We start from the raw sequence: 19,630 nt of genomic DNA on the forward strand, positions 1-19,630 counted from the left end.
CCGTCCAGTCCGCACGCGGTCCGATGAGGGCACAATACGAGTTCGCTGCGGCGGTACGGCGGCCGGTAGGCTCGTGAACGGCCGATATCTCCCGCGGCCGACACCGCGGACGACAGAAGGACGAACGTGCTCATTGCCGGGTTCCCCGCCGGGGCCTGGGGCACCAATTGTTATGTGGTCGCCCCCGCCGCGGGTGAGGAGTGCGTGATCGTCGACCCGGGCCACCTCGCGGTCCAGGGCGTCGAGGACACCCTCGCCAAGCACCGACTGAAGCCCGTCGCCGTCATCCTCAGCCACGGCCACATCGACCATGTCGCCTCCGTCGTACCGGTCTGCGGCGCGCACGACGTGCCCGCCTGGATCCACCCCGAGGACCGGTACATGCTCAGCGACCCCGAGAAGGCGCTCGGCCGCGCCATCGGGCAGCCGCTGATGGGGGAGCTGACCATCGGCGAGCCCGACGACGTCAAGGAACTGGCCGACGGCGCCGCGCTGACGGTGGCGGGTCTGGAGTTCTCCGTCGCGCACGCGCCCGGCCATACCAGGGGGTCGGTGACGTTCAGGCTGCCCGAGACCGCCGACATCCCGTCGGTGCTGTTCTCCGGCGACCTGCTCTTCGCCGGCTCCGTCGGACGCACCGACCTGCCCGGCGGCTCCATGGCCGAGCTGTACGAGTCGCTGGCGCGTGTGTGCCTGCCGCTCGACGACTCGACCGTGGTGCTCTCCGGCCACGGCCCCCAGACGACCATCGGCCGCGAGCGCGCCGCCAACCCCTACCTGGGTGAGGTGGCCCGCGGCCCAGGAGCCGGAGACCCGGCTCCGCGACGAGGATTGTGACGGATTCAGTGAGTTCCGCCGTACGCGCCTTCCAGGCCCCCAAGGGCACCTACGACCTGCTGCCGCCCGACTCCGCGGTGTTCCTCGCGGTGCGCGAGGCCATCGCCGCGCCCGCCCGCCGGGCCGGTTACGGCTATGTCGAGACCCCCGGTTTCGAGAACGTCGAACTGTTCTCCCGCGGTGTCGGGGAGTCCACCGACATCGTGACCAAGGAGATGTACACCCTCACCACCAAGGGCGGCAGCGAACTCGCGCTGCGCCCCGAGGGCACCGCCTCCGTCCTGCGCGCGGCCCTCCAGGCCAACCTGCACAAGACGGGGAATCTGCCGGTCAAGCTCTGGTACTCCGGCTCCTACTACCGCTACGAGCGCCCGCAGGCGGGCCGCTACCGGCACTTCTCGCAGGTCGGCGCGGAGGCGATCGGCGCCGAGGACCCGCTGCTCGACGCGGAGCTGATCATCCTGGCGGTGGACGCGTACACCGACCTCGGGCTGCGCGACTTCCGGCTGCTGCTCAACTCGCTCGGCGACCGCGAGTGCCGTCCGGTCTACCGGGCCGCCCTCCAGGACTACCTGCGCGGCCTGGACCTGGACGAGGAGACCCGCGCCCGGATCGAGATCAATCCGCTGCGGGTGCTCGACGACAAGCGCGACTCCGTACAGAAGCAGCTCGCCGACGCGCCGCTGATCCGCGACCACCTGTGCGAGGCGTGCAAGGCGTACCACGAGGAGGTGCGCGCGCTGCTGACCGAGGCGGGCGTGGCCTTCGAGGACGACCCCCGGCTGGTGCGCGGCCTGGACTACTACACCCGCACCACCTTCGAATTCGTCCACGACGGGCTCGGCTCGCAGTCCGCGGTCGGCGGCGGCGGGCGCTACGACGGGCTCTCCGAGATGATCGGCGGCCCCGCGCTGCCGTCGGTCGGCTGGGCGCTGGGCGTGGACCGTACGGTGCTCGCGCTGCGCTCGGAGGGCGTGGAACTGGCCCTTCCCGCGGTCACCGACGTCTACGCCGTACCGCTCGGCGACGAGGCGCGGCGGGCGCTGTTCGGCACGGTCACCGCGCTGCGCAGGGCCGGGATCGCCGCGGACTTCGCCTTCGGCGGCAAGGGCATGAAGAACGCGATGAAGTCCGCGAACCGCTCCGGCGCCCGATTCGCGCTCGTCGCGGGGGAGCGGGACCTCGCCGAGGGCGTCGTCCAGCTCAAGGACCTGGGCAGCGGCGAGCAGACGGCGGTCCCGCTCGCCGAGGTGGTCGCGAGCGTCAAGGCGCGGCTCGTTTGACCCTCTTCCGTGTACCAGGGCGTGCAGGACTTATCCAGTCCTGACCGCCCTGGTGCACAATGTTGGGTGCCCGCTCCCCACGACCTAAGAGATCGGCGATCATGACGACTTCCGCGTTGGACGAGACGCGTACGGACGGCGGCGCCGAGGACGAGCGGCGGCCGGCCGACGGCATCGGAGCAGGGCGCGCGTACACCTGGCTGCTGCTGATCTGCGGCCTGCTCGGCACGGTCGCCGCGTTCGTGATCACCGATGACAAGTTCAAGCTGCTGGAAGACCCGAATTACACCCCCGCGTGCAGCCTGAACCCGATCATCTCCTGCGGCAACATCATGAAGAGCGAGCAGGCCCACGCGTTCGGCTTCCCGAACCCGATGATCGGCATGATCGCCTACCCGGTCATGATCTGCGTCGCGATGGGCATTCTGGCCGGCGCCCGCTACCGTCCCTGGTTCTGGCTCGGCCTCCAGGCGGGCACCCTGTTCGGTGTCGGATTCTGCACCTGGCTCCAGTACCAGTCGCTGTACAGCATCGGCTCGCTCTGCCTGTGGTGCAGCCTCGCCTGGGTCGTGACCATCGCCGCGTTCTGGTACACGGCGGTGCACAACGTCAAGCACCGGATCATCAAGGTGCCCGAGGGCGCGCGCACCGCCGTGCTGGAGTTCCACTGGGTCGTGCCGGTGCTCTGGTACGGGGTGCTCATCCTGCTGATCCTGACCCGCTGGTGGTCGTACTGGAAGACGCTGGTCTGAGCGGTTCCGCCGAGCGGCCCGCCCGCTACAGCGGCGTGACGTAGGCGCCGGAGATGCCGCCGTCCACCAGGAACTCGGCGGCGGTGATGAATCCGGCGTCGTCGCTGGCCAGGAACGCCACGGCGGCGGCGATCTCCTCGGCCGCCGCGAACCGCCCCAGCGGAATGTGCACCAGCCGCCGCGCCGCCCGCTCCGGGTCCTTCGCGAACAGCTCGCGCAGCAGCGGGGTGTCCACGGGCCCGGGGCACAGCGCGTTCACCCGGATCCCCTCGCGGGCGAACTGCACGCCCAGCTCCCGCGTCATCGCCAGCACCCCGCCCTTGGACGCGGTGTACGAGATCTGCGAGGTCGCCGCGCCCATCACCGCCACGAACGACGCGGTGTTGATGATCGCCCCCTTGCCCTGCCGCCGCATGTACGGCAGCGCGGCCTTGCAGCACAGGTAGACCGACGTCAGATTGACCTCCTGCACCCGGCGCCACGCGTCCAGCCCGGTGGTGAGGATCGAGTCGTCGTCGGGCGGTGAGATCCCCGCGTTGTTGAAGGCGATGTCGACCGAGCCGTAGGTGTCGTGGGCGGCCTTGAACAGCGACTCGACCCGCTCCGGGTCGGTCACGTCGGTGGCGACGAAGAGCCCGCCGGTCTCCTCGGCCGCCGCCCGCCCGCTGTCCTGGTCGATGTCGGCGACCACGACCCTGGCCCCTTCCGCGGCGAACCGCCGCGCCGTGGCCAGGCCGATGCCGCTGCCGCCGCCGGTGATGACGGCGGTACGGCCGACGAGGCGGCGGCAGACCGGCTGCTCCGTCCCGGCGGCGGCAGCCGTGCCGGTCACGTCTGTGCTGTCTGTGGTCTCGGACATACCCTGCTACTCCTCGGTGCCGATGAAGACGTTCTTGGTCTCGGTGAACGCGGTGAGCGCGTCGGGTCCCAGCTCGCGGCCGAGCCCCGACTGCTTGAAGCCGCCGAAGGGCGTCCAATAGCGCACACTGCTGTGCGAGTTGACGGACAGATTCCCCGCCGCGACACCGCGCGCGAGCCGCAGCGCGCGGCCCAGGTCGCGGGTCCACAGCGAGCCGGACAGGCCGTACGGTGTCGCGTTCGCCAGCCGCAGCGCGTCCGCCTCGTCGTCGAAGGGCAGCACGACCGCCACCGGGCCGAAGATCTCCTCGGTGGCCGCTGGCGCGCCGGGGTCGGCCGGGGCGAGCACCGTCGGCGGGTACCAGAAACCGGGGCCCTCGGGCGCGGATCCCCGTGCCACGACTGGCAGTTCGGGCGTGACGTAGCCGCGGACCCGCTCGCGCTGGGCCGCCGAGATCAGCGGGCCCATCGCGGTCGCCGGGTCCGCCGGGTCGCCGACCCGCACCGCCCGCACGCCGGAGGCCAGCAGGTCGAGGAAGCGGTCGTAGACCTCGCGCTGCACCAGCAGCCGGGTGCGGGCGCAGCAGTCCTGGCCCGCGTTGTCCAGGAACGCCATCGGGTCCGCGGCGCGCTCCAGATCGGCGTCCGCGAAGACGACGTTGGGGCTCTTGCCGCCCAACTCCAGTGTGAGCCGCTTGACTTGGGCCGCGCACCGCTCCATGATCCGCTTGCCGACCGCCGTGGAGCCGGTGAAGACGATCTTCCGCACGTCGGGGTGGTCGACCAGCCGCGTCCCGGTGACGGGACCCGCGCCGGGCACCACCTGGAACAGGCCCTCGGGCAGCCCGGCGGCCAGGGCGAGTTCGGCCAGCCGCAGGGCGGTCAGCGGGGTGGTCTCCGCGGGCTTGAGCACGACGGCGTTGCCCGCGGCCAGCGCGGGGGCGAAGCCCCAGGCGGCGATCGGCATCGGGAAGTTCCACGGCACGATGACGCCGACCACGCCGAGCGGTTCGTGGAAGGTCAGGTCGAGGCCGCCCGCCACCGGGATCTGACGGCCGCTCAGGCGCTCGACGCCGCCCGCCGCGTACTCCAGCAGGTCCCGGACGTTGCCCGCCTCCCAGCGGGCGTTGCCCACGGTGTGGCCCGCCTCGCGCACCTCCAGCGCGGCCAGTTCCTCCAGGCGCGCGTCGACCTCGGCGGCGAACCGCCGCAGCAGCCGGGCGCGTTCACCCGGCCCGAGCGCCGCCCAGCCCCGCTGGGCCCGCACCGCGGCGGCGACCGCCGCGTCCACACCCTCCGGGGAGGTCGCCGCGACCGTCGCGACGACCTCCTCGGTGGCGGGGTTGAGTACGTCGTGGCTCTCCTGCATCCCGTCCGCCCTTACATCCGCTCGAAGGAGCGGAACCGCTCCCAGTCCGTGACCGCGGTGTCGAACTGCCGCTGCTCGATCCGCGCCATGTTCGCGTAGTGCGCGACGACCTCGGGGCCGAACACCTCACGGGCCAGGTCGCTGCCCGACCACAGCTCGGCGGCCTCCCGCAGCGAGCCGGGCACCCGCTCGTACGACTCCGTGTACGCGTTGCCCGTACACGGCTCCGGCAGCTCCAACTCCCGCTCGACGCCGTGCAGTCCGGCCGCGACCATCGCGGCGACCGCCAGATACGGGTTCACGTCGCCGCCCGGCACCCGGTTCTCCAGCCGCAGCGACGGGCCGTGGCCGACCACGCGCAGCGCGCAGGTGCGGTTGTCCCGGCCCCAGGCGACCGCGGTGGGCGCGAAGGAGCCGGGGCGGAACCGCTTGTAGGAGTTGATGTTCGGCGCGAAGAACAGCGAGAACTCCCGCAGGGCGGCGAGCTGTCCGGCCAGGAAGTGCCGCATCAGCGGGGACATCGCGGTGGGGGAGTGGTCCTCGGGGTCGGCCATCGCCGGGGCGCCGTCCGCGTCCCGCAGCGACAGGTGGATATGGCAGGAGTTGCCCTCGCGCTCGTTGAACTTCGCCATGAAGGTGACCGCCATGCCCTCCTGCGAGGCGATCTCCTTGGCGCCGGTCTTGTAGACGCTGTGCTGGTCGCAGGTGGTCAGCGCCTCGTCGTAACGGAACACCACCTCGTGCTGGCCGAGGTTGCACTCGCCCTTCGCGGACTCCGGGACGAGCCCGGCGCCCGCCATCTCGTTGCGGATGCGGCGCAGCAGCGGCTCGACCCGGGCGGTGGCCAGCACCGAGTAGTCGGCGTTGTACTGGTTGGCCGGGGTCAGCCCGCGGTAGCCGCTGTCCCATGCCCGCTCGTAGGTGTCGCGGAAGACCAGGAACTCCAGCTCGGTGCCCGCGTGCGCGGTCAGGCCGTGCCCGGCGAGCCGGTCGAGCTGCTGCCGCAGGATCTGCCGCGGCGAGGCACTGACCGGGCTGCCGTCCTCCCACGTCAGATCGGCCAGCAGCAGCGCGGTGCCGTCCTGCCAGGGGACGCGGCGCAGCGTCGAGGGATCGGGGCGCATCGCGAAGTCGCCGTAGCCCCGCTCCCAGGACGACATCGCGTAGCCGTCCACCGTATTGAGGTCGATGTCGACGGCGAGCAGGTAATTGCACCCCTCCGAGCCGTGCGGCAGCACCTCCTCCAGGAAGAACGGAGCCGCGAACCGCTTGCCCTGGAGCCGCCCCTGCATATCGGTGAAGGCCAGGACGACGGTGTGGATCTCGCCCGCCGCCACCAGCGAGCGGAGCGCGCCGACGGACAGGGCTGGAGTGTGTTCTGCCACAGCGGAACCTCTCGGATCGGTCGGAAGACTTAAGGTATGGCTGTGAACCATTGAAGGGAAGGGGGCCTCGCCATGACGGAGCGGATGACGGAACCGATGGCCGATTCGACGGCCGAGCCGGCGGCCGGGTCAGCGGCCGGGCGGTCGGCGGAGCCCCCGGCGCAGGCCGCCGATCCGCTCGACACGGTGCTGCGCCCGGTGCGCGGCGGCAACGGCTTCGAGGAGGCCGTGGAACGGCTGCTCCAAGTGGTCCGGCTCGGCCTGGTCCCCGCGGGCGGACGGCTGCCACCGGAACGGGAACTCGCAGGGCGGCTGGCGATCAGCCGGGTCACCCTGCGCGAGGCGCTGCGCGTGCTGCACGAGCAGGGCCTGGTCGAGAGCCGCCGCGGTCGCCAGGGCGGCACCTTCGTCCGGCCGAGGCCGCCCGGCGCGGACGGCCCGCCCCTGGACGCGGCGGGCCTGGGCGCGGCGGCCCTGGACGACGTGCTCCGCTTCCGCGAGGTGCTGGAGGTGGGCGCCGCCGGGCTCTGCGCCCGCGCGCGCCTCACCGGAGCGGACGCCGACCTGCTGCGGGCCCGGCTGCGCGCCACCGGGGACGCCTCCATCGAGGACTACCGGCGCGCCGACACGCTCCTGCACCTCGCGATAGCCGAGCTGTCCGGCTCCCCCTCGCTGGCCCGCCAGTACGCCGCCGTCCGCGCCCGGGTCAACCAACTCCTGGACGGCATCCCCATGCTGGTCCGCAACATCGAGCACTCCCAGGGCCAGCACGCCGCCCTGGTCGCCGCCGTCCTGGCCGCCGACGAAACGCGGGCGCGGCAGACGATGCGGCAGCACCTCGCGGGCACGGCGTCACTGCTGCGGGGCTTTCTGTCCTAGCGCTGGAGCGGAAGATCGCGCCGGTTAAGGTACGAGTCCGGACCATTGGCCGACGCGGGAGGACGGGGACGGTGCCGAGGACGCTGCTGGTGGGGGTCACCACCTATCTGGAGCGGGCGCGCTGGGGGCTGTGGGACACCTCGGCCGTCCTGCTGCCCGCCGTCTACCCGCGCCTGGTGCAGGCCGCGGGCGCCGTCGCCGTCCTGCTGCCGCCCGACGCGGCCGAGCGCGCACCGGCGGCCGTCGCGCGGATGGACGCGGTGATCGTGGCGGGCGGCCCCGACATCGCGCCCGAGCACTACGGCGCACCACGGCACCCGCGCACCGGCCCGCCCGCACCGGAGCGCGACGGCTGGGAGTCGGCCGTCCTGCGCGCCGCCCTGGACGCGGCCGTCCCCGTCCTCGGGATCTGCCGCGGCATGCAGCTCATGAACGTGCTGTACGGCGGCACGCTCCTCCAGCACCTGCCGGACCGCGTCGGCCACGACGCCCACGCCCCCGCGCCCGGCGTCTTCGGCGAGCACCGCGTCACGCCCGTGCCCGGCACCCTGCTGGCCCGCGTACTGCCGGGCCCCCAGGACGTGCCCACCTACCACCACCAGGCCGTCGACCGCCTCGGCGACGGTCTCACCGCCGCCGCGCACGCCGACGACGGCACCGTCGAGGCCGTCGAGGCGCCCGGCGAGCGCTTCGCCCTCGGCGTGCAGTGGCACCCCGAGAACGGCACCGACCCGCGCCTGGTCCACGCCCTGCTCGCCGCCGCCGCCGACCGGGCTGTCACACCCAGCGCATAGGCTGCCGGAGTGGAGCCAGATCTGTTCACCGCAGCCGCAGAGGACCGTCACGAGCGGGATCCGGGCAGCAGCCCGCTCGCCGTACGGATGCGGCCCCGTACCCTCGACGAGGTCGTCGGCCAGCAGCACCTGCTGCGCCCCGGCTCCCCGCTGCGCCGCCTGGTGGCCGACGGCGGGGGACCGGCGGGCGCGTCCTCGGTGATCCTGTGGGGGCCGCCGGGCACCGGGAAGACCACGCTGGCGTACGTGGTCAGCAAGGCCACCGACAAGCGCTTCGTCGAACTCTCGGCGATCACCGCGGGCGTCAAGGAGGTCCGCGCGGTCATCGAGAGCGCCAAGCGCCAGGCGGGCGGGTACCAGCGCGAGACCGTGCTGTTCCTGGACGAGATCCACCGCTTCAGCAAGGCCCAGCAGGACTCCCTGCTGCCCGCCGTCGAGAACCGCTGGGTCACCCTGATCGCGGCCACCACGGAGAACCCGTACTTCTCGATCATCTCGCCGCTGCTGTCCCGCTCCCTGCTGCTCACCCTCGAACCGCTCACCGACGACGACCTGCGCGGTGTGCTGCGCCGCGCGGTGACCGACGAGCGCGGTCTGGGCGGCGCGGTGACGCTGCCGGACGACGCGGAGGAGCACCTGCTGCGGATCGCCGGCGGCGACGCGCGGCGCGCCCTGACCGCCCTGGAGGCGGGCGCGGGCTCCGCCCTGGACAAGGGCGAGGACACGCTCACCCTGGCCACCCTCGAAGAGTCCGTCGACCGGGCCGCCGTGCGCTACGACCGCGACGGCGACCAGCACTACGACGTGGCCAGCGCCCTCATCAAGTCCATCCGCGGCTCCGACGTGGACGCCGCCCTGCACTACCTCGCCCGCATGATCGACGCGGGCGAGGACCCGCGTTTCATCGCGCGGCGCCTGATGATCTCCGCCAGCGAGGACATCGGCCTCGCCGACCCCACCGCCCTGCCCACCGCCGTCGCCGCCGCCCAGGCCGTCGCCATGATCGGCTTCCCCGAGGCCGCGCTGACCCTCAGCCACGCCACCATCGCGCTGGCGCTCGCGCCGAAGTCCAACGCGGCCACCACCGCGATCGGCGCGGCGCTGGCGGACGTACGGGCGGGCAAGGCGGGACCCGTGCCCGCGCACCTGCGCGACGGCCACTACAAGGGCGCCGCCAAGCTCGGCCACGCCCAGGGGTACGTCTACCCGCACGACGTGCCCGGCGGCATCGCCGCGCAGCAGTACGCGCCGGACGAACTGCGCGACCGCCGCTACTACGAGCCGACCCGGCACGGCACGGAGGCCCGTTACGCGGACGTCCTGGACCGGGTCCGCGCCCGGCTCGCGGGCGAGGCCCCGGCCTCGGACTGACACACCCCCGGATCAGCAGTCGCGGGCCGCGTCGAAGAGGGCGTGCATCGAGCGGCGCAGCCCGTCGCGGTCGCGGACGGGTTCGGGGAAGTCGAAGCGGGCGTCGAAGACGCTGTTGTCGCCGGTGAAGCGCACGCGCAGCCCGAAGCGGTCGAGCGCCAGCGGCACGGCGCTCAGCGTCGGGCGCGAGCCCGCGAAGGCGTCGTCGCAGGACGCCTCGCGGCGGCCGACGAGGGCGCACAGCAGACCCACCTGGGCGCTGTGGGCGGCGGCGAGGTGCTGGAGCAGTTCGCTCTCGTACTCGGCGAGCGGGTCGGCGGCGGCGTCGGCGAACTCGTCGGGCTCGACCAGGGCGGCGCCCCACAGGTCGTCCAGTGAGATCTCGCCGGTCTCCAGGCGGAGCAGCGTCGTACCGGACTCCATCGCGCCGCCCGGGACGGGTGTCAGCCAGCCCGCGACCCAGGCCCTGCCGCGGATCCGGTGCGGCACCGCGACCGGCGCCACATCCGTGATCTCCAGCACAGCCTCGATCTCCTCGCCGCCCGCGGCCCGCACCACGCGCACGGCGGGGGATTCGTCGGGGAACAGCAGGAACACGTCGCCGGTGGGCCCCACGGAGCGGCGCACCGGGGTCATGACGTCGGATCCGGCCGTGGCCAGGCCGGGAATCGTCACGACGGCGGACGAGTTATTCTCGACGAGAGTTCGCGCGCGTTCGGCTGCCGAGGGCAGCCGGGGCGCTTCTTCCACTTCGGGACGCGGCTGACCATGTGCTGGTACGCCAGGCATGGGGTTCCCGGGTCGAAACATGCGTTCTCCTCAGCTAAGGTAAGCCTTACCTAATTTACACGGAGGTTCCACGCACGTGAATCAGTCGCGTCCCAAGGTCAAGAAGTCCCGGGCGCTGGGCATCGCGCTCACCCCCAAGGCGGTCAAGTACTTCGAGGCCCGCCCCTACCCGCCCGGTGAGCACGGTCGCGGTCGCAAGCAGAACAGCGACTATAAGACCCGGCTGCTGGAGAAGCAGCGGCTGCGCGCGCAGTACGACATCAGCGAGCGGCAGATGCAGCGCGCGTACGACCGCGCCAAGAAGGTCTCCGGCAAGCGGACCGGCGAGGCCCTGATCATCGAGCTGGAGCGGCGTCTGGACGCCCTCGTGCTCCGTGCCGGTCTGGCCCGGACGATCTACCAGTCCCGCCAGATGGTCGTGCACGGCCACATCGAGGTCAATGGCCGCAAGGTCGACAAGCCGTCCTTCCGGGTCAGCCCGGACGACGTCGTGACCGTCCGCGAGCGCTCCCGCGAGAAGACGCCGTTCATCGTCGCCCGCGAAGGCGGCTGGGCCGGTGAGGGCGAGGCCCCTCGCTACCTCCAGACCAACCTCCAGGCCCTCGCCTTCCGCCTGGACCGGGACCCCAACCGCAACGAGATCCCCGTCATCTGCGACGAGCAGCTCGTCGTCGAGTACTACGCCCGCTGACCCCCTCCGGGGAGGTCGCCGAGGTGGGGCACCGCGCTCCGTACGGGAGGCGGTCGCCCCCCCGGGGCGCGGTCAACCGGCCGGTGGCAAGCGGCCCCCGGGGCCGGCGGTGACGCCGCCGTCGTGGTCGGTCGTGTAGCGCGTCCCTCAGCCGCCGCTGGGAAGTACCCGCGTCCCCCTCACTCGGGCGCGACCACCTCCGCGGGGGCCGCGCTCCTGGCGGGGGCCTTCCGGGCGGGACGCTCGCGGGTGGCGGCGGCGGGCGACGGGCGGTGGAGGGCGCGGTGGACCGCCGCGTCCAGCCCGAACCGCTCGCCTTCGCTCAGGGCGGCGGCGTAGGCGTCGTCACCCAGCGCCGCCCGCACGCGCGCCTCGCACAGCACGTGCGGGGCGTTGAAGAAGCGGGAGCCGAACAGGCGCAGGCCGACCGAGGCCCACAGGCGCCCCGCGGCGCCCTGGAGGACCGCGGCCTCGTGCGGGGCGCCCTCGTCCTCGGTGATGAGGGCCAGCAGCTCCAGGGCGAGCACCGCGCCGACCAGGTCGCGGAAGGCGTGGTCGATGGCCAGCGCCTCCTCGGCCAGCCGCCGCGCCTCCGCGCGGTCGCCGCCGAGCCAGGCGGCGTAACCGAGGACGTAGAGCGCGTAGGCCAGCGTCCAGCGCTCCCCGTGGTCGTGGCAGATGTCGCGGGCCTCCGCGGCGAGGGTCACCGCCTGGTCCAGGTCGCCCTGGAAGGCCACCGCCATCGCCAACTCGACCTGCGCCATGAGGACGTTGCTGTTGAGTTCGCCGATCCGGCGGTAGCGCAGCAGCGCGTCCCCGATGAACCGCTCGGCCCGCGGCATGTCGTCGGAGACCAGCGCGAGGCAGCCCAGCCGGTGGACCGCGTACGCCATCGCCGTGCCGTTGTCGGCCGCCTCGGCCTCGCTGCGGCACTGCTGGAGCACGTCGAGCGCGGTGACCGAGTCGCCCTGGAGCAGCGTCACATAGCCGTACACCCACATCGCCTTGGCGCGCGCCTCCGAGCGCCCCGCGGCGAGGTCGAGGGCCCGCTCCAGCCAGTGCCTGCCCTCCGCGAGCCGCCCGCAGCCGACCCAGCAGAACCACAAGGTGCCCGCCAGGTACTGGCCGACGGCCGGGTCCTCCGGCGGCCGGTCCGCGGCGCCGTCCAGACTGAACTCCAACGCCAGCCGGAGATTGGGCAGTTCGGCCTCGACCCGCGCGGCCACCTCCGACTGCCGGGGGCTGAACCAGTCCAGCTCGCACCAGGTGGCCAGACCCAGGTACCAGTCGCGGTGCCGCCGCCGCATCCGTACGTCGTCGCCGAGCGCGGCCAGCCAGCCCGCGCCGTACTCGCGGACCGTGTCCAGCATCCGGTAGCGCACCAGGCCGTCGGCGCCCTCCTCGCGGCTGAGCACCGACTGGTCGACCAGCGCGGACACCGTCTCCACGATGTCCTCCTCGGCCAGGTCGGGACCCGCGCACACGTACTCCACCGCGTCCAGGTCGAACCGTCCGGCGAAGACCGACAGCCGCGCCCACAGCAGCCGCTGGCCCGGCGTGCACAATTCGTGGCTCCAGCCGATCGCCGTACGCAGCGCGCGGTGCCGGGCGGGCGCGGTGGGGTCGCCGCCGGTCAGCAGCCGGAAGCGGTCGTCGAGCCGTTCGAGCACCTGCTCCACCGACAGCGCCCGCAGCCGGACCGCCGCCAGTTCGAGGGCGAGCGGAAGGCCGTCGAGCCGGGCGCACAGCTCCAGGACGGGACCGCTGTTGGCCGCCGTCACGGTGAAGCCCGGCAGCACGGCCGCGGCGCGCTCGGCGAACAGCCGCACGGCGTCGCTGCGGGCGTCCGGCGCGGGCAGCGGCGCCAGCGGCAGCAGCCGCTCCCCGGTGATGCCCAGCGGCCTGCGGCCGGCCGCCAGCACCCGCAGCCCCGGCGCGCGGCGCAGCAACTCCGCGGCGAGGGAGGCCACTTCGGCGTGCACCCGGTCGTAGCCGTCGAAGACCAGCAGCAGCTCGCGGCCGGCCAGCCCCTCGGTCAGCACCGAACGCGTCGAGCGGGTGGTGTGGTCCGCCAGCCGCAGCGCCTCCGCGACCGCGTGGTCCAGCAGCGACGCGTCGCCGAGCCCGGACAGGTCGACCAGCCAGACGCCGCCGAGGAAACGGTCCTGCGCGTGCCTGGCGGCCCGCAGCGCCAGCCGCGTCTTGCCCACCCCGCCGACCCCGGTCACGGTGCTCAGCCGGGACTCCGCCGCCGGCGACAACAGCGCGTCGAGCGCCGCGAGTTCGGACGTCCTGCCGACGAAGCCGGTCAGCTCGGCGGGGAGGTTACCCACAGTCTCCATGGTGTACGGAGCGTACTTGACTGTGCGCGGACCGTACAATCCCGTCGCCGAGTAGTGGTATAACGCCCGCGCTTGCCCGGTTGTGGGACAGCCCCGGCGCGCGCGTAATGCGGTACGGACGCGCAGGCCCGGCGCGATAGGGTCGGAGGCCGATGTCGTGGTGAAAACCAGCCGCGGACCGCGGTCGTGAGAAGCGGTCGCGGGAAGCAGCCGTGAGAAGCGGCCGAAACAGCGCGGCGAAGTGTCCGTGAGATGCCGACGGTGAGGGAGCGGAGCAACGTGTCCGGTGCAGAGGTGGCTGGCCTCATCGTGGCGGTCTTCTGGGCGATCCTGGTGTCGTTCCTGGCCGTCGCGCTGGTCAGGCTCGCCCAGACGCTCAAGCGGACCAGCGAACTCGTGGCAGGCATCACCGAGCAGGCCGTACCGCTGCTCGGCGACGCCTCCGACGCGCTGCGCACCGCCCACAGCCAGCTCGACCGGGTCGACACCATCACCGCGGAGGTCGCCGAGGTGACGGCCAACGCCTCCGCGCTCTCCTCCACCGTCGCGTCGGCCTTCGGCGGACCCCTGGTGAAGGTCGCCGCCTTCAGCTACGGCGTACGGCGCGCGGTCGGCCTGCGGACCTCCGGCGGAGCGGGCGCGGGCACGGCCAACGGCGCGGCGGGCACCGACCGCTCCCGTGCCAGGACCGTCAAGGCAGGCAAGGTGCTCCCCGCCGCCCGGCGCGGCGGCCGTCGCAACCGCTCGAAGGACTGAGGCCACATGTTCCGCCGTATGTTCTGGTTCGTCACCGGCGCCGCCACCGGCGTCTGGGCCACCACCAAGGTCAACCGGGCGCTGCGCCGCCTCACGCCGGAGAGCCTCGCGGCGACCGCGGCCGACCGCGCGCTGGAGACCGGCGCGCGGCTGCGGGTGTTCGCCCAGGACGTACGGGCGGGCATGACGCAGCGCGAGAGCGAGCTCCAGGACGCGCTCGGCCTCACCGGCAGCGCCCCGCAATCCGAAATCCCGTCCGAACTCCCGGCACCGCGCCGGAGCATTGCGTACAACCGGAAGGACGAACACTGATGGAGTCGGCAGAAATCCGCCGCCGCTGGCTGCGCTTCTTCGAGGAGCGCGGGCACACCGTTGTCCCTTCGGCGTCGCTCATCGCGGACGACCCGACTCTTCTGCTGGTCCCGGCGGGCATGGTCCCGTTCAAGCCGTACTTCCTCGGTGAGGTCAAGCCGCCCTTCGACCGCGCCACCAGCGTGCAGAAGTGCGTCCGCACCCCGGACATCGAAGAGGTCGGCAAGACCACCAGGCACGGCACGTTCTTCCAGATGTGCGGCAACTTCTCCTTCGGCGACTACTTCAAGGAAGGCGCCATCAAGTACGCCTGGGAGCTGCTCACCGGCTCCCTGGAGGACGGTGGCTACGGCCTGGAGGCCGACCGGCTCTGGATCACCGTCTACCAGGAGGACGACGAGGCCGAGCAGATCTGGCGCGACGTCATCGGCGTCCCCGCCGAGCGCATCCAGCGCCTCGGCATGGGCCCCAACTTCTGGTCCATGGGCGTCCCCGGACCCTGCGGCCCCTGCTCCGAGATCAACTACGACCGCGGCCCCGAGTTCGGCGTCGAGGGCGGCCCCGCCGTCAACGACGAGCGGTACGTGGAGATCTGGAACCTGGTCTTCATGCAGTACGTGCGCGGCGCCGGTGAGGGCAAGGAGAGCTTCCCGATCCTCGGCGACCTGCCCAGCAAGAACATCGACACCGGCCTCGGCCTCGAACGCCTCGCGATGATCCTGCAGGGCGTGCAGAACATGTACGAGACCGACACCCTGCGCGTCGTCATGGACCGCGCCACCGAACTGACCGGCGTGCGCTACGGCCAGGCCCACGACACCGACGTGTCGCTGCGCGTGGTCGCCGACCACATCCGCACCTCCGTGATGCTGATCGGCGACGGCGTCACCCCCGGCAACGAGGGCCGGGGCTACGTCCTGCGCCGCATCATGCGCCGCGCCATCCGCAATATGCGGCTGATGGGCGCCACCGGACCGGTCGTCGCCGAACTGGCCGACGTCGTCATCAAGACCATGGGCGAGCAGTACCCGGAGCTGATCTCGGACCGCAAGCGGATCGAGACGGTCGCCATCGCCGAGGAGACCGCCTTCCTCAAGGCCCTCAGCGGCGGCACCAACATCCTCGACACCGCCATCACCGAGACCAAGTCGGCCGGCGGCAGCGTGCTCCCCGGCGACAAGGCGTTCCTGCTCCACGACACCTGGGGCTTCCCGATCGACCTCACCCTCGAAATGGCCTCGGAACAGGGCCTGTCGGTGGACGAGGAGGGCTTCCGCCGCCTGATGAAGGAGCAGCGGGACCGCGCCAAGGCCGACGCCCGCGCCAAGAAGACCGGCCACGCCGACCTGTCCGCCTACCGCGAGGTCGCCGACCGCTCCGGCAGCACCGAATTCACCGGCTACACCCAGAACCACAACGAGGCCACCGTCGTCGGCCTGCTGGTCGACGGCGTCCCGTCGCCCGCCGCCACCGAGGGCGACGAGATCGAAGTGGTGCTCGACCGCACCCCGTTCTACGCCGAGGGCGGCGGCCAGCTCGCCGACACCGGCCGCATCCGCGCCGACAACGGCGCGGTGATCGAGATCCGCGACGTCCAGCAGCCGGTGCCCGGCGTCAGCGTGCACAAGGGCGTCGTCCAGGTCGGCGAGGTCACCGTCGGGGCCGGGGTGCTGGCCCAGATCGACCTCGTACGCCGCCGCGCCATCGCCCGCGCCCACAGCGCCACCCACCTGACCCACCAGGCGCTGCGCGACGCCCTCGGCCCGACGGCCGCCCAGGCCGGTTCCGAGAACGCCCCCGGCCGCTTCCGCTTCGACTTCGGCTCCCCGGCCGCCGTCCCCGGCACCGTCCTCACCGACGTCGAGCAGAAGATCAACGAGGTGCTGGCCCGCGAACTGGACGTCACCGCCGAGGTCCTGCCGATCGCCGAGGCCAAGAGGCAGGGCGCCATCGCCGAATTCGGCGAGAAGTACGGCGAGCGGGTCCGGGTCGTCACCATCGGCGACTTCTCCAAGGAGCTGTGCGGCGGCACCCATGTGCACAACACCGCGCAGCTCGGCCTGGTGAAACTGCTCGGCGAGTCCTCGATCGGCTCCGGCGTGCGCCGGGTCGAAGCCCTCGTCGGCGTGGACGCCTACCACTTCCTCGCCCGCGAGCACACGGTCGTCGCCCAGCTCACCGAACTGGTCAAGGGCCGCCCCGAGGAGCTGCCCGACAAGATCTCCGGGATGCTCGCCAAGCTCAAGGACGCCGAGAAGGAGATCGAGCGCTTCCGCGCGGAGAAGGTCCTCCAGGCCGCCGCCGGGCTCGCCGAGAGCGCCGCCGACATCAAGGGCGTCGCCCTGGTCGCCGGTACGGTCCCCGAGGGCACCGGCGCCGACGACCTGCGCAAGCTCGTCCTCGACGTCCGCCAGCGGATCGGCGGCGGACGCCCCGGCGTCGTCGCCCTCTTCACCGTCGCCAACGGCCGCCCGCTGACCGTCATCGCCACCAACGAGGCCGCCCGCGACCGCGGCATCAAGGCCGGCGAGCTGGTCCGCACCGCCGCCAAGACCCTCGGCGGCGGAGGCGGCGGCAAGGACGACGTGGCCCAGGGCGGCGGCCAGAACCCGGCCGCGGTCCAGGACGCCGTCGAGGCCGTCCAGCGCCTGGTGGGCGAGAAGGCGTGACGGACGGTTCGCCGGATCCGAGCCGCACGGGGCGGGAAAGCGGCATGAGGAGGGGCCGGAGGATCGCGGTGGACGTCGGGGACGCCCGCATCGGGGTCGCCTCGTGCGACCCCGACGGAATCCTCGCCACGCCGGTCGAGACGGTGCCCGGCCGGGACGTGCCCGCGGCGCTGCGGCGGCTCGCCGCGATCGTGGCGGAGTACGAGCCGATCGAGGTCGTCGTCGGGCTGCCGCGCTCCCTCAACGGGGGCGAGGGCCCGGCGGCGGCCAAGGTCCGCGGCTTCGCCCAGCATGTGGCGAAAGTCATCTCGCCGGTTCCGGTGCGCCTGGTGGACGAACGCATGAGTACGGTCACGGCCACGCAAGGGCTCCGCGCCTCCGGAGTGAAGGCGAAAAAGGGACGCTCCGTAGTGGATCAGGCTGCCGCGGTCATTATTTTGCAAAGTGCGCTGGAGACCGAACGAGTGTCGGGTAAAGCTCCGGGCGAGAGCGTCGAAGTGGTCATCTGATCGCGATACGGTAACGTCTCGCGCGACACGGCGGCGCCCCTCGGGCGCCGCCCGTTTCACAGGGTCGGCAAGCCGGTTGCAGACCGCGTACCAAGGGGACCGATGACTGACTATGGCCGGGGCGCCGGCTCCGAACCGTGGCATCCCGAGGACCCGCTCTTCGGTGACGGCTACGACCAGGCGCAGCAGCCCTACCCGCCGCAGCAGCAGGTGCAGTACCCGCAGGCGGAGTACGACCCCTACGCCACCGGTCAGCACCAGCAGCAGTACCCGCAGCAGCAGGGCGGCCAGCAGTACCCCCAGACCCCGCAGCAGTACGAGCAGCAGGGGTACCCGCAGCAGCAGCCGCAGCACCCGCAGGGGCAGTACCAGCCCCAGCAGCACCCCCAGCAGCACCCTCAACAGCAGCAGTACCCGCAGGCGCAGTACGACGGCTACGACACCGGCTCCCACTCGGTCGGCGGATACGGCCACCAGGACCCGTATGGCGGGCACCAGCCGCAGGATCCGTACGCGGGCGGCCCGCAGCCCGACTTCTACGGGCAGAACGGCTACCCGCCGCCGCAGCAGCCCCAGTACCGGCAGCAGCCGCAGGCGCCGTTCCAGGGCCAGGGGCCCGGGCAGGGGCCGGGCGGTCCGGGACAGGGCGGTCTGAGTCAGGGCGCTCCGGGGCAGGGTCAGCCGCAGGCGCCGCTGCACGGCCAGGGCCAGCCACAGGGCCAGGGCCCGGCGCAGGGCACGCAAGGCGTCCAGGGGGCGCAGGACGGTCACCCGCAGGAGCCGGGCGCGCGCCCGCTGCGGACGGCTCCGGGCAACACCGGCGACTGGGACGCGGGGGAGGACGACGACCCGCGCGAGCACGCCTTCTTCTCCGGCCGTGACGACGACGATGACGACGCCCCCGCGACCACCACCACGAGCGGCGGCGGCCGGCGCGCGGGCAAGTCGGCCCCCGCCAAGGGCGGCAAGAAGCGCCGCAGCGGCTGCGCGTGCCTGGTCGTCCTGGTCGTCCTGGGCGGCGGCCTCGGCGGCGTCGGTTACTTCGGCTACAACTTCTACCAGGACCGCTTCGGCCCGGCCCCCGACTACTCGGGCAACGGCGCGGGCGAGGTCCAGGTCGAGATCCCCAAGGGCTCGACGATCACCACCATGGGCAACATCCTCAAGTCCGACGGTGTGGTCAAGAGCGTCGACGCCTTCACCGCCGCAGCCCGCAAGAACCCCAAGGGCCAGTTCATCCAGGCGGGCGTCTACGTCCTCAACAAGCAGATGTCGGCGGCCTCGGCCGTCACGATGATGCTCGACCCCAAGTCCCAGAACGCGATGATCATCGCCGAGGGCATGCGCGACGCGCAGATCTACGACGCCATCGACAAGCGTCTCGGCCTCTCCGCGGGCAGTACGAAGAAGGTCGCGCACGACCAGGCCAAGAACCTCGGACTGCCGGACTGGGCGGACACCAGCTCCAAGGTGAAGGACCCGCTGGAAGGTTTCCTCTTCCCGTCCCGCTACGGCGTCGCCAAGGGCATGAAGCCCGAAGCGCTGCTGCGCGAGATGGTCGGCGAGGCGAAGAAGCAGTACGCCCAGTTCGACATGGTCGCCGAGGCGAAGAAGCAGAATCTCAGCTCGCCGCTGCAACTGCTCACCGTCGCCAGCCTGGTGCAGGCCGAGGGCAAGACCGACGACGACTTCCGCAAGATGGCCAAGGTCGTCTACAACCGGATGGTCCCCACCAACAAGGAGACCTTCGGACTGCTCCAGTTCGACTCGACGTACAACTACATCAAGAACACCAGCGCCACGAACATCAGCCTCGCCAAGATCAAGTCCCTGGACGACCCGTACAACACGTACAAGTACAAGGGCCTGCCGCCGGGGCCGATCGGCAACCCGGGCGTCGACGCGCTGAAGGCGGCGATGAACCCCGACAGCGGGAACTGGTACTACTTCATCTCGCTGGACGGCAAGACGACCAAGTTCACCTCGACGCACGCCGAGTTCCAGAAGCTCTACGACCAGTACAACAGCCAGTAG

17 protein-coding genes are annotated in these 19,630 nt (G+C 72.2%); 12 read left to right on the plus strand and 5 right to left on the minus strand.

The genetic code is table 11. From position 1 onward, the window contains the following. Positions 1–126: 126 nt before the first annotated feature. From ACIOC1_RS17280 to ACIOC1_RS17290, 3 genes are all read left to right on the plus strand, one after another. Positions 127–837, plus strand: a complete 711-nt coding sequence (locus ACIOC1_RS17280) for an MBL fold metallo-hydrolase (RefSeq protein WP_391046608.1) — start codon at positions 127–129, stop codon at positions 835–837. 8 nt (positions 838–845) lie between these two features. Then, a complete protein-coding gene (gene hisS / locus ACIOC1_RS17285; protein ID WP_401721480.1) occupies positions 846–2,120 on the plus strand; it encodes a histidine--tRNA ligase in 1,275 nt (424 codons plus the stop codon). Between the two features lie 101 nt (positions 2,121–2,221). After that, positions 2,222–2,872: a vitamin K epoxide reductase family protein gene (locus tag ACIOC1_RS17290; RefSeq protein WP_355332503.1), complete on the plus strand. Its 651-nt coding sequence runs from the start codon at positions 2,222–2,224 to the stop codon at positions 2,870–2,872. 25 nt (positions 2,873–2,897) lie between these two features. Here the strand turns inward: ACIOC1_RS17290 and ACIOC1_RS17295 are convergent, their stop codons facing one another. Genes ACIOC1_RS17295 through ACIOC1_RS17305 form a run of 3 tightly spaced genes read right to left on the minus strand, consistent with a single transcriptional unit; the run spans position 2,898 to position 6,484 of the window. Next, complete coding sequence (locus ACIOC1_RS17295; RefSeq protein ID WP_401855091.1) at positions 2,898–3,731, minus strand: 3-oxoacyl-ACP reductase; 834 nt, start codon at positions 3,729–3,731, stop codon at positions 2,898–2,900. 6 nt (positions 3,732–3,737) lie between these two features. Next, positions 3,738–5,099, minus strand: coding sequence for an aldehyde dehydrogenase family protein (locus ACIOC1_RS17300; RefSeq protein ID WP_401855094.1), 1,362 nt, complete (start codon positions 5,097–5,099; stop codon positions 3,738–3,740). Between the two features lie 11 nt (positions 5,100–5,110). After that, positions 5,111–6,484, minus strand: a complete 1,374-nt coding sequence (locus tag ACIOC1_RS17305; protein ID WP_355332496.1) for a glutamine synthetase family protein — start codon at positions 6,482–6,484, stop codon at positions 5,111–5,113. A gap of 84 nt (positions 6,485–6,568) precedes the next feature. Between ACIOC1_RS17305 and ACIOC1_RS17310 the strand changes: the two genes are divergently transcribed. The 3 genes from ACIOC1_RS17310 (at position 6,569) to ACIOC1_RS17320 (ending at position 9,528) form a co-directional block, all read left to right on the plus strand. After that, positions 6,569–7,363, plus strand: coding sequence for a FadR/GntR family transcriptional regulator (locus ACIOC1_RS17310; RefSeq protein ID WP_401855326.1), 795 nt, complete (start codon positions 6,569–6,571; stop codon positions 7,361–7,363). A gap of 71 nt (positions 7,364–7,434) precedes the next feature. Next, positions 7,435–8,157, plus strand: coding sequence for a gamma-glutamyl-gamma-aminobutyrate hydrolase family protein (locus ACIOC1_RS17315; protein WP_391046618.1), 723 nt, complete (start codon positions 7,435–7,437; stop codon positions 8,155–8,157). Between the two features lie 9 nt (positions 8,158–8,166). Then, on the plus strand, positions 8,167–9,528 hold the full coding sequence (locus tag ACIOC1_RS17320; protein WP_355348717.1) for a replication-associated recombination protein A: 1,362 nt from the start codon (positions 8,167–8,169) through the stop codon (positions 9,526–9,528). A gap of 12 nt (positions 9,529–9,540) precedes the next feature. On the opposite strand, the gene ACIOC1_RS17325 is transcribed toward ACIOC1_RS17320, so the two are convergent. Beyond that, on the minus strand, positions 9,541–10,260 hold the full coding sequence (locus ACIOC1_RS17325; protein WP_401855329.1) for a DUF2470 domain-containing protein: 720 nt from the start codon (positions 10,258–10,260) through the stop codon (positions 9,541–9,543). Positions 10,261–10,393: 133 nt separating this feature from the next. Between ACIOC1_RS17325 and rpsD the strand changes: the two genes are divergently transcribed. Beyond that, the gene (rpsD, locus tag ACIOC1_RS17330) at positions 10,394–11,008 is read left to right on the plus strand and encodes a 30S ribosomal protein S4 (RefSeq protein WP_188285197.1); all 615 of its coding nucleotides are present in this window, start codon (positions 10,394–10,396) and stop codon (positions 11,006–11,008) included. 179 nt (positions 11,009–11,187) lie between these two features. Here rpsD and ACIOC1_RS17335 read toward each other — a convergent pair whose 3' ends face one another. Next, positions 11,188–13,350, minus strand: a complete 2,163-nt coding sequence (locus ACIOC1_RS17335; protein WP_401855098.1) for an ATP-binding protein — start codon at positions 13,348–13,350, stop codon at positions 11,188–11,190. 279 nt (positions 13,351–13,629) lie between these two features. Here ACIOC1_RS17335 and ACIOC1_RS17340 point away from each other — a divergent pair, with 279 nt between their 5' ends. The 5 genes from ACIOC1_RS17340 (at position 13,630) to mltG (ending at position 19,630) form a co-directional block, all read left to right on the plus strand. Beyond that, on the plus strand, positions 13,630–14,106 hold the full coding sequence (locus ACIOC1_RS17340; protein ID WP_401855101.1) for a DUF948 domain-containing protein: 477 nt from the start codon (positions 13,630–13,632) through the stop codon (positions 14,104–14,106). A gap of 6 nt (positions 14,107–14,112) precedes the next feature. Then, positions 14,113–14,418, plus strand: a complete 306-nt coding sequence (locus ACIOC1_RS17345) for a DUF6167 family protein (protein ID WP_188285194.1) — start codon at positions 14,113–14,115, stop codon at positions 14,416–14,418. Continuing rightward, complete coding sequence (alaS, locus tag ACIOC1_RS17350) at positions 14,418–17,087, plus strand: alanine--tRNA ligase (RefSeq protein ID WP_401855104.1); 2,670 nt, start codon at positions 14,418–14,420, stop codon at positions 17,085–17,087. Before ACIOC1_RS17345 ends, alaS begins: the two co-directional genes overlap by 1 nt. 44 nt (positions 17,088–17,131) lie before the next feature. Next, entirely contained in the window at positions 17,132–17,596 is a 465-nt protein-coding gene (gene ruvX / locus ACIOC1_RS17355) for a Holliday junction resolvase RuvX (RefSeq protein WP_355348851.1), read from the plus strand. A 102-nt stretch (positions 17,597–17,698) separates the two neighbouring features. Continuing rightward, a complete protein-coding gene (gene mltG / locus ACIOC1_RS17360) occupies positions 17,699–19,630 on the plus strand; it encodes an endolytic transglycosylase MltG (protein WP_401855105.1) in 1,932 nt (643 codons plus the stop codon).

It is taken from the genome of Streptomyces sp. NPDC088197 (genome assembly GCF_044741185.1).
Classification (GTDB): Bacteria; Actinomycetota; Actinomycetes; order Streptomycetales; family Streptomycetaceae; genus Actinacidiphila.

What these genes read in the sequence shown, in the direction of transcription:
- mltG (WP_401855105.1), top strand. Translation starts at nt 17,699, where the DNA reads ATGACTGACTATGGCCGGGGCGCCGGCTCCGAACCGTGGCATCCCGAG.
- ACIOC1_RS17290 (WP_355332503.1), top strand. Translation starts at nt 2,222, where the DNA reads ATGACGACTTCCGCGTTGGACGAGACGCGTACGGACGGCGGCGCCGAG.
- ACIOC1_RS17345 (WP_188285194.1), top strand. Translation starts at nt 14,113, where the DNA reads ATGTTCCGCCGTATGTTCTGGTTCGTCACCGGCGCCGCCACCGGCGTC.
- ACIOC1_RS17335 (WP_401855098.1), bottom strand. Translation starts at nt 13,350, where the DNA reads ATGGAGACTGTGGGTAACCTCCCCGCCGAGCTGACCGGCTTCGTCGGC.
- ACIOC1_RS17300 (WP_401855094.1), bottom strand. Translation starts at nt 5,099, where the DNA reads ATGCAGGAGAGCCACGACGTACTCAACCCCGCCACCGAGGAGGTCGTC.
- ruvX (WP_355348851.1), top strand. Translation starts at nt 17,132, where the DNA reads ATGAGGAGGGGCCGGAGGATCGCGGTGGACGTCGGGGACGCCCGCATC.
- ACIOC1_RS17310 (WP_401855326.1), top strand. Translation starts at nt 6,569, where the DNA reads ATGACGGAACCGATGGCCGATTCGACGGCCGAGCCGGCGGCCGGGTCA.
- alaS (WP_401855104.1), top strand. Translation starts at nt 14,418, where the DNA reads ATGGAGTCGGCAGAAATCCGCCGCCGCTGGCTGCGCTTCTTCGAGGAG.
- ACIOC1_RS17295 (WP_401855091.1), bottom strand. Translation starts at nt 3,731, where the DNA reads ATGTCCGAGACCACAGACAGCACAGACGTGACCGGCACGGCTGCCGCC.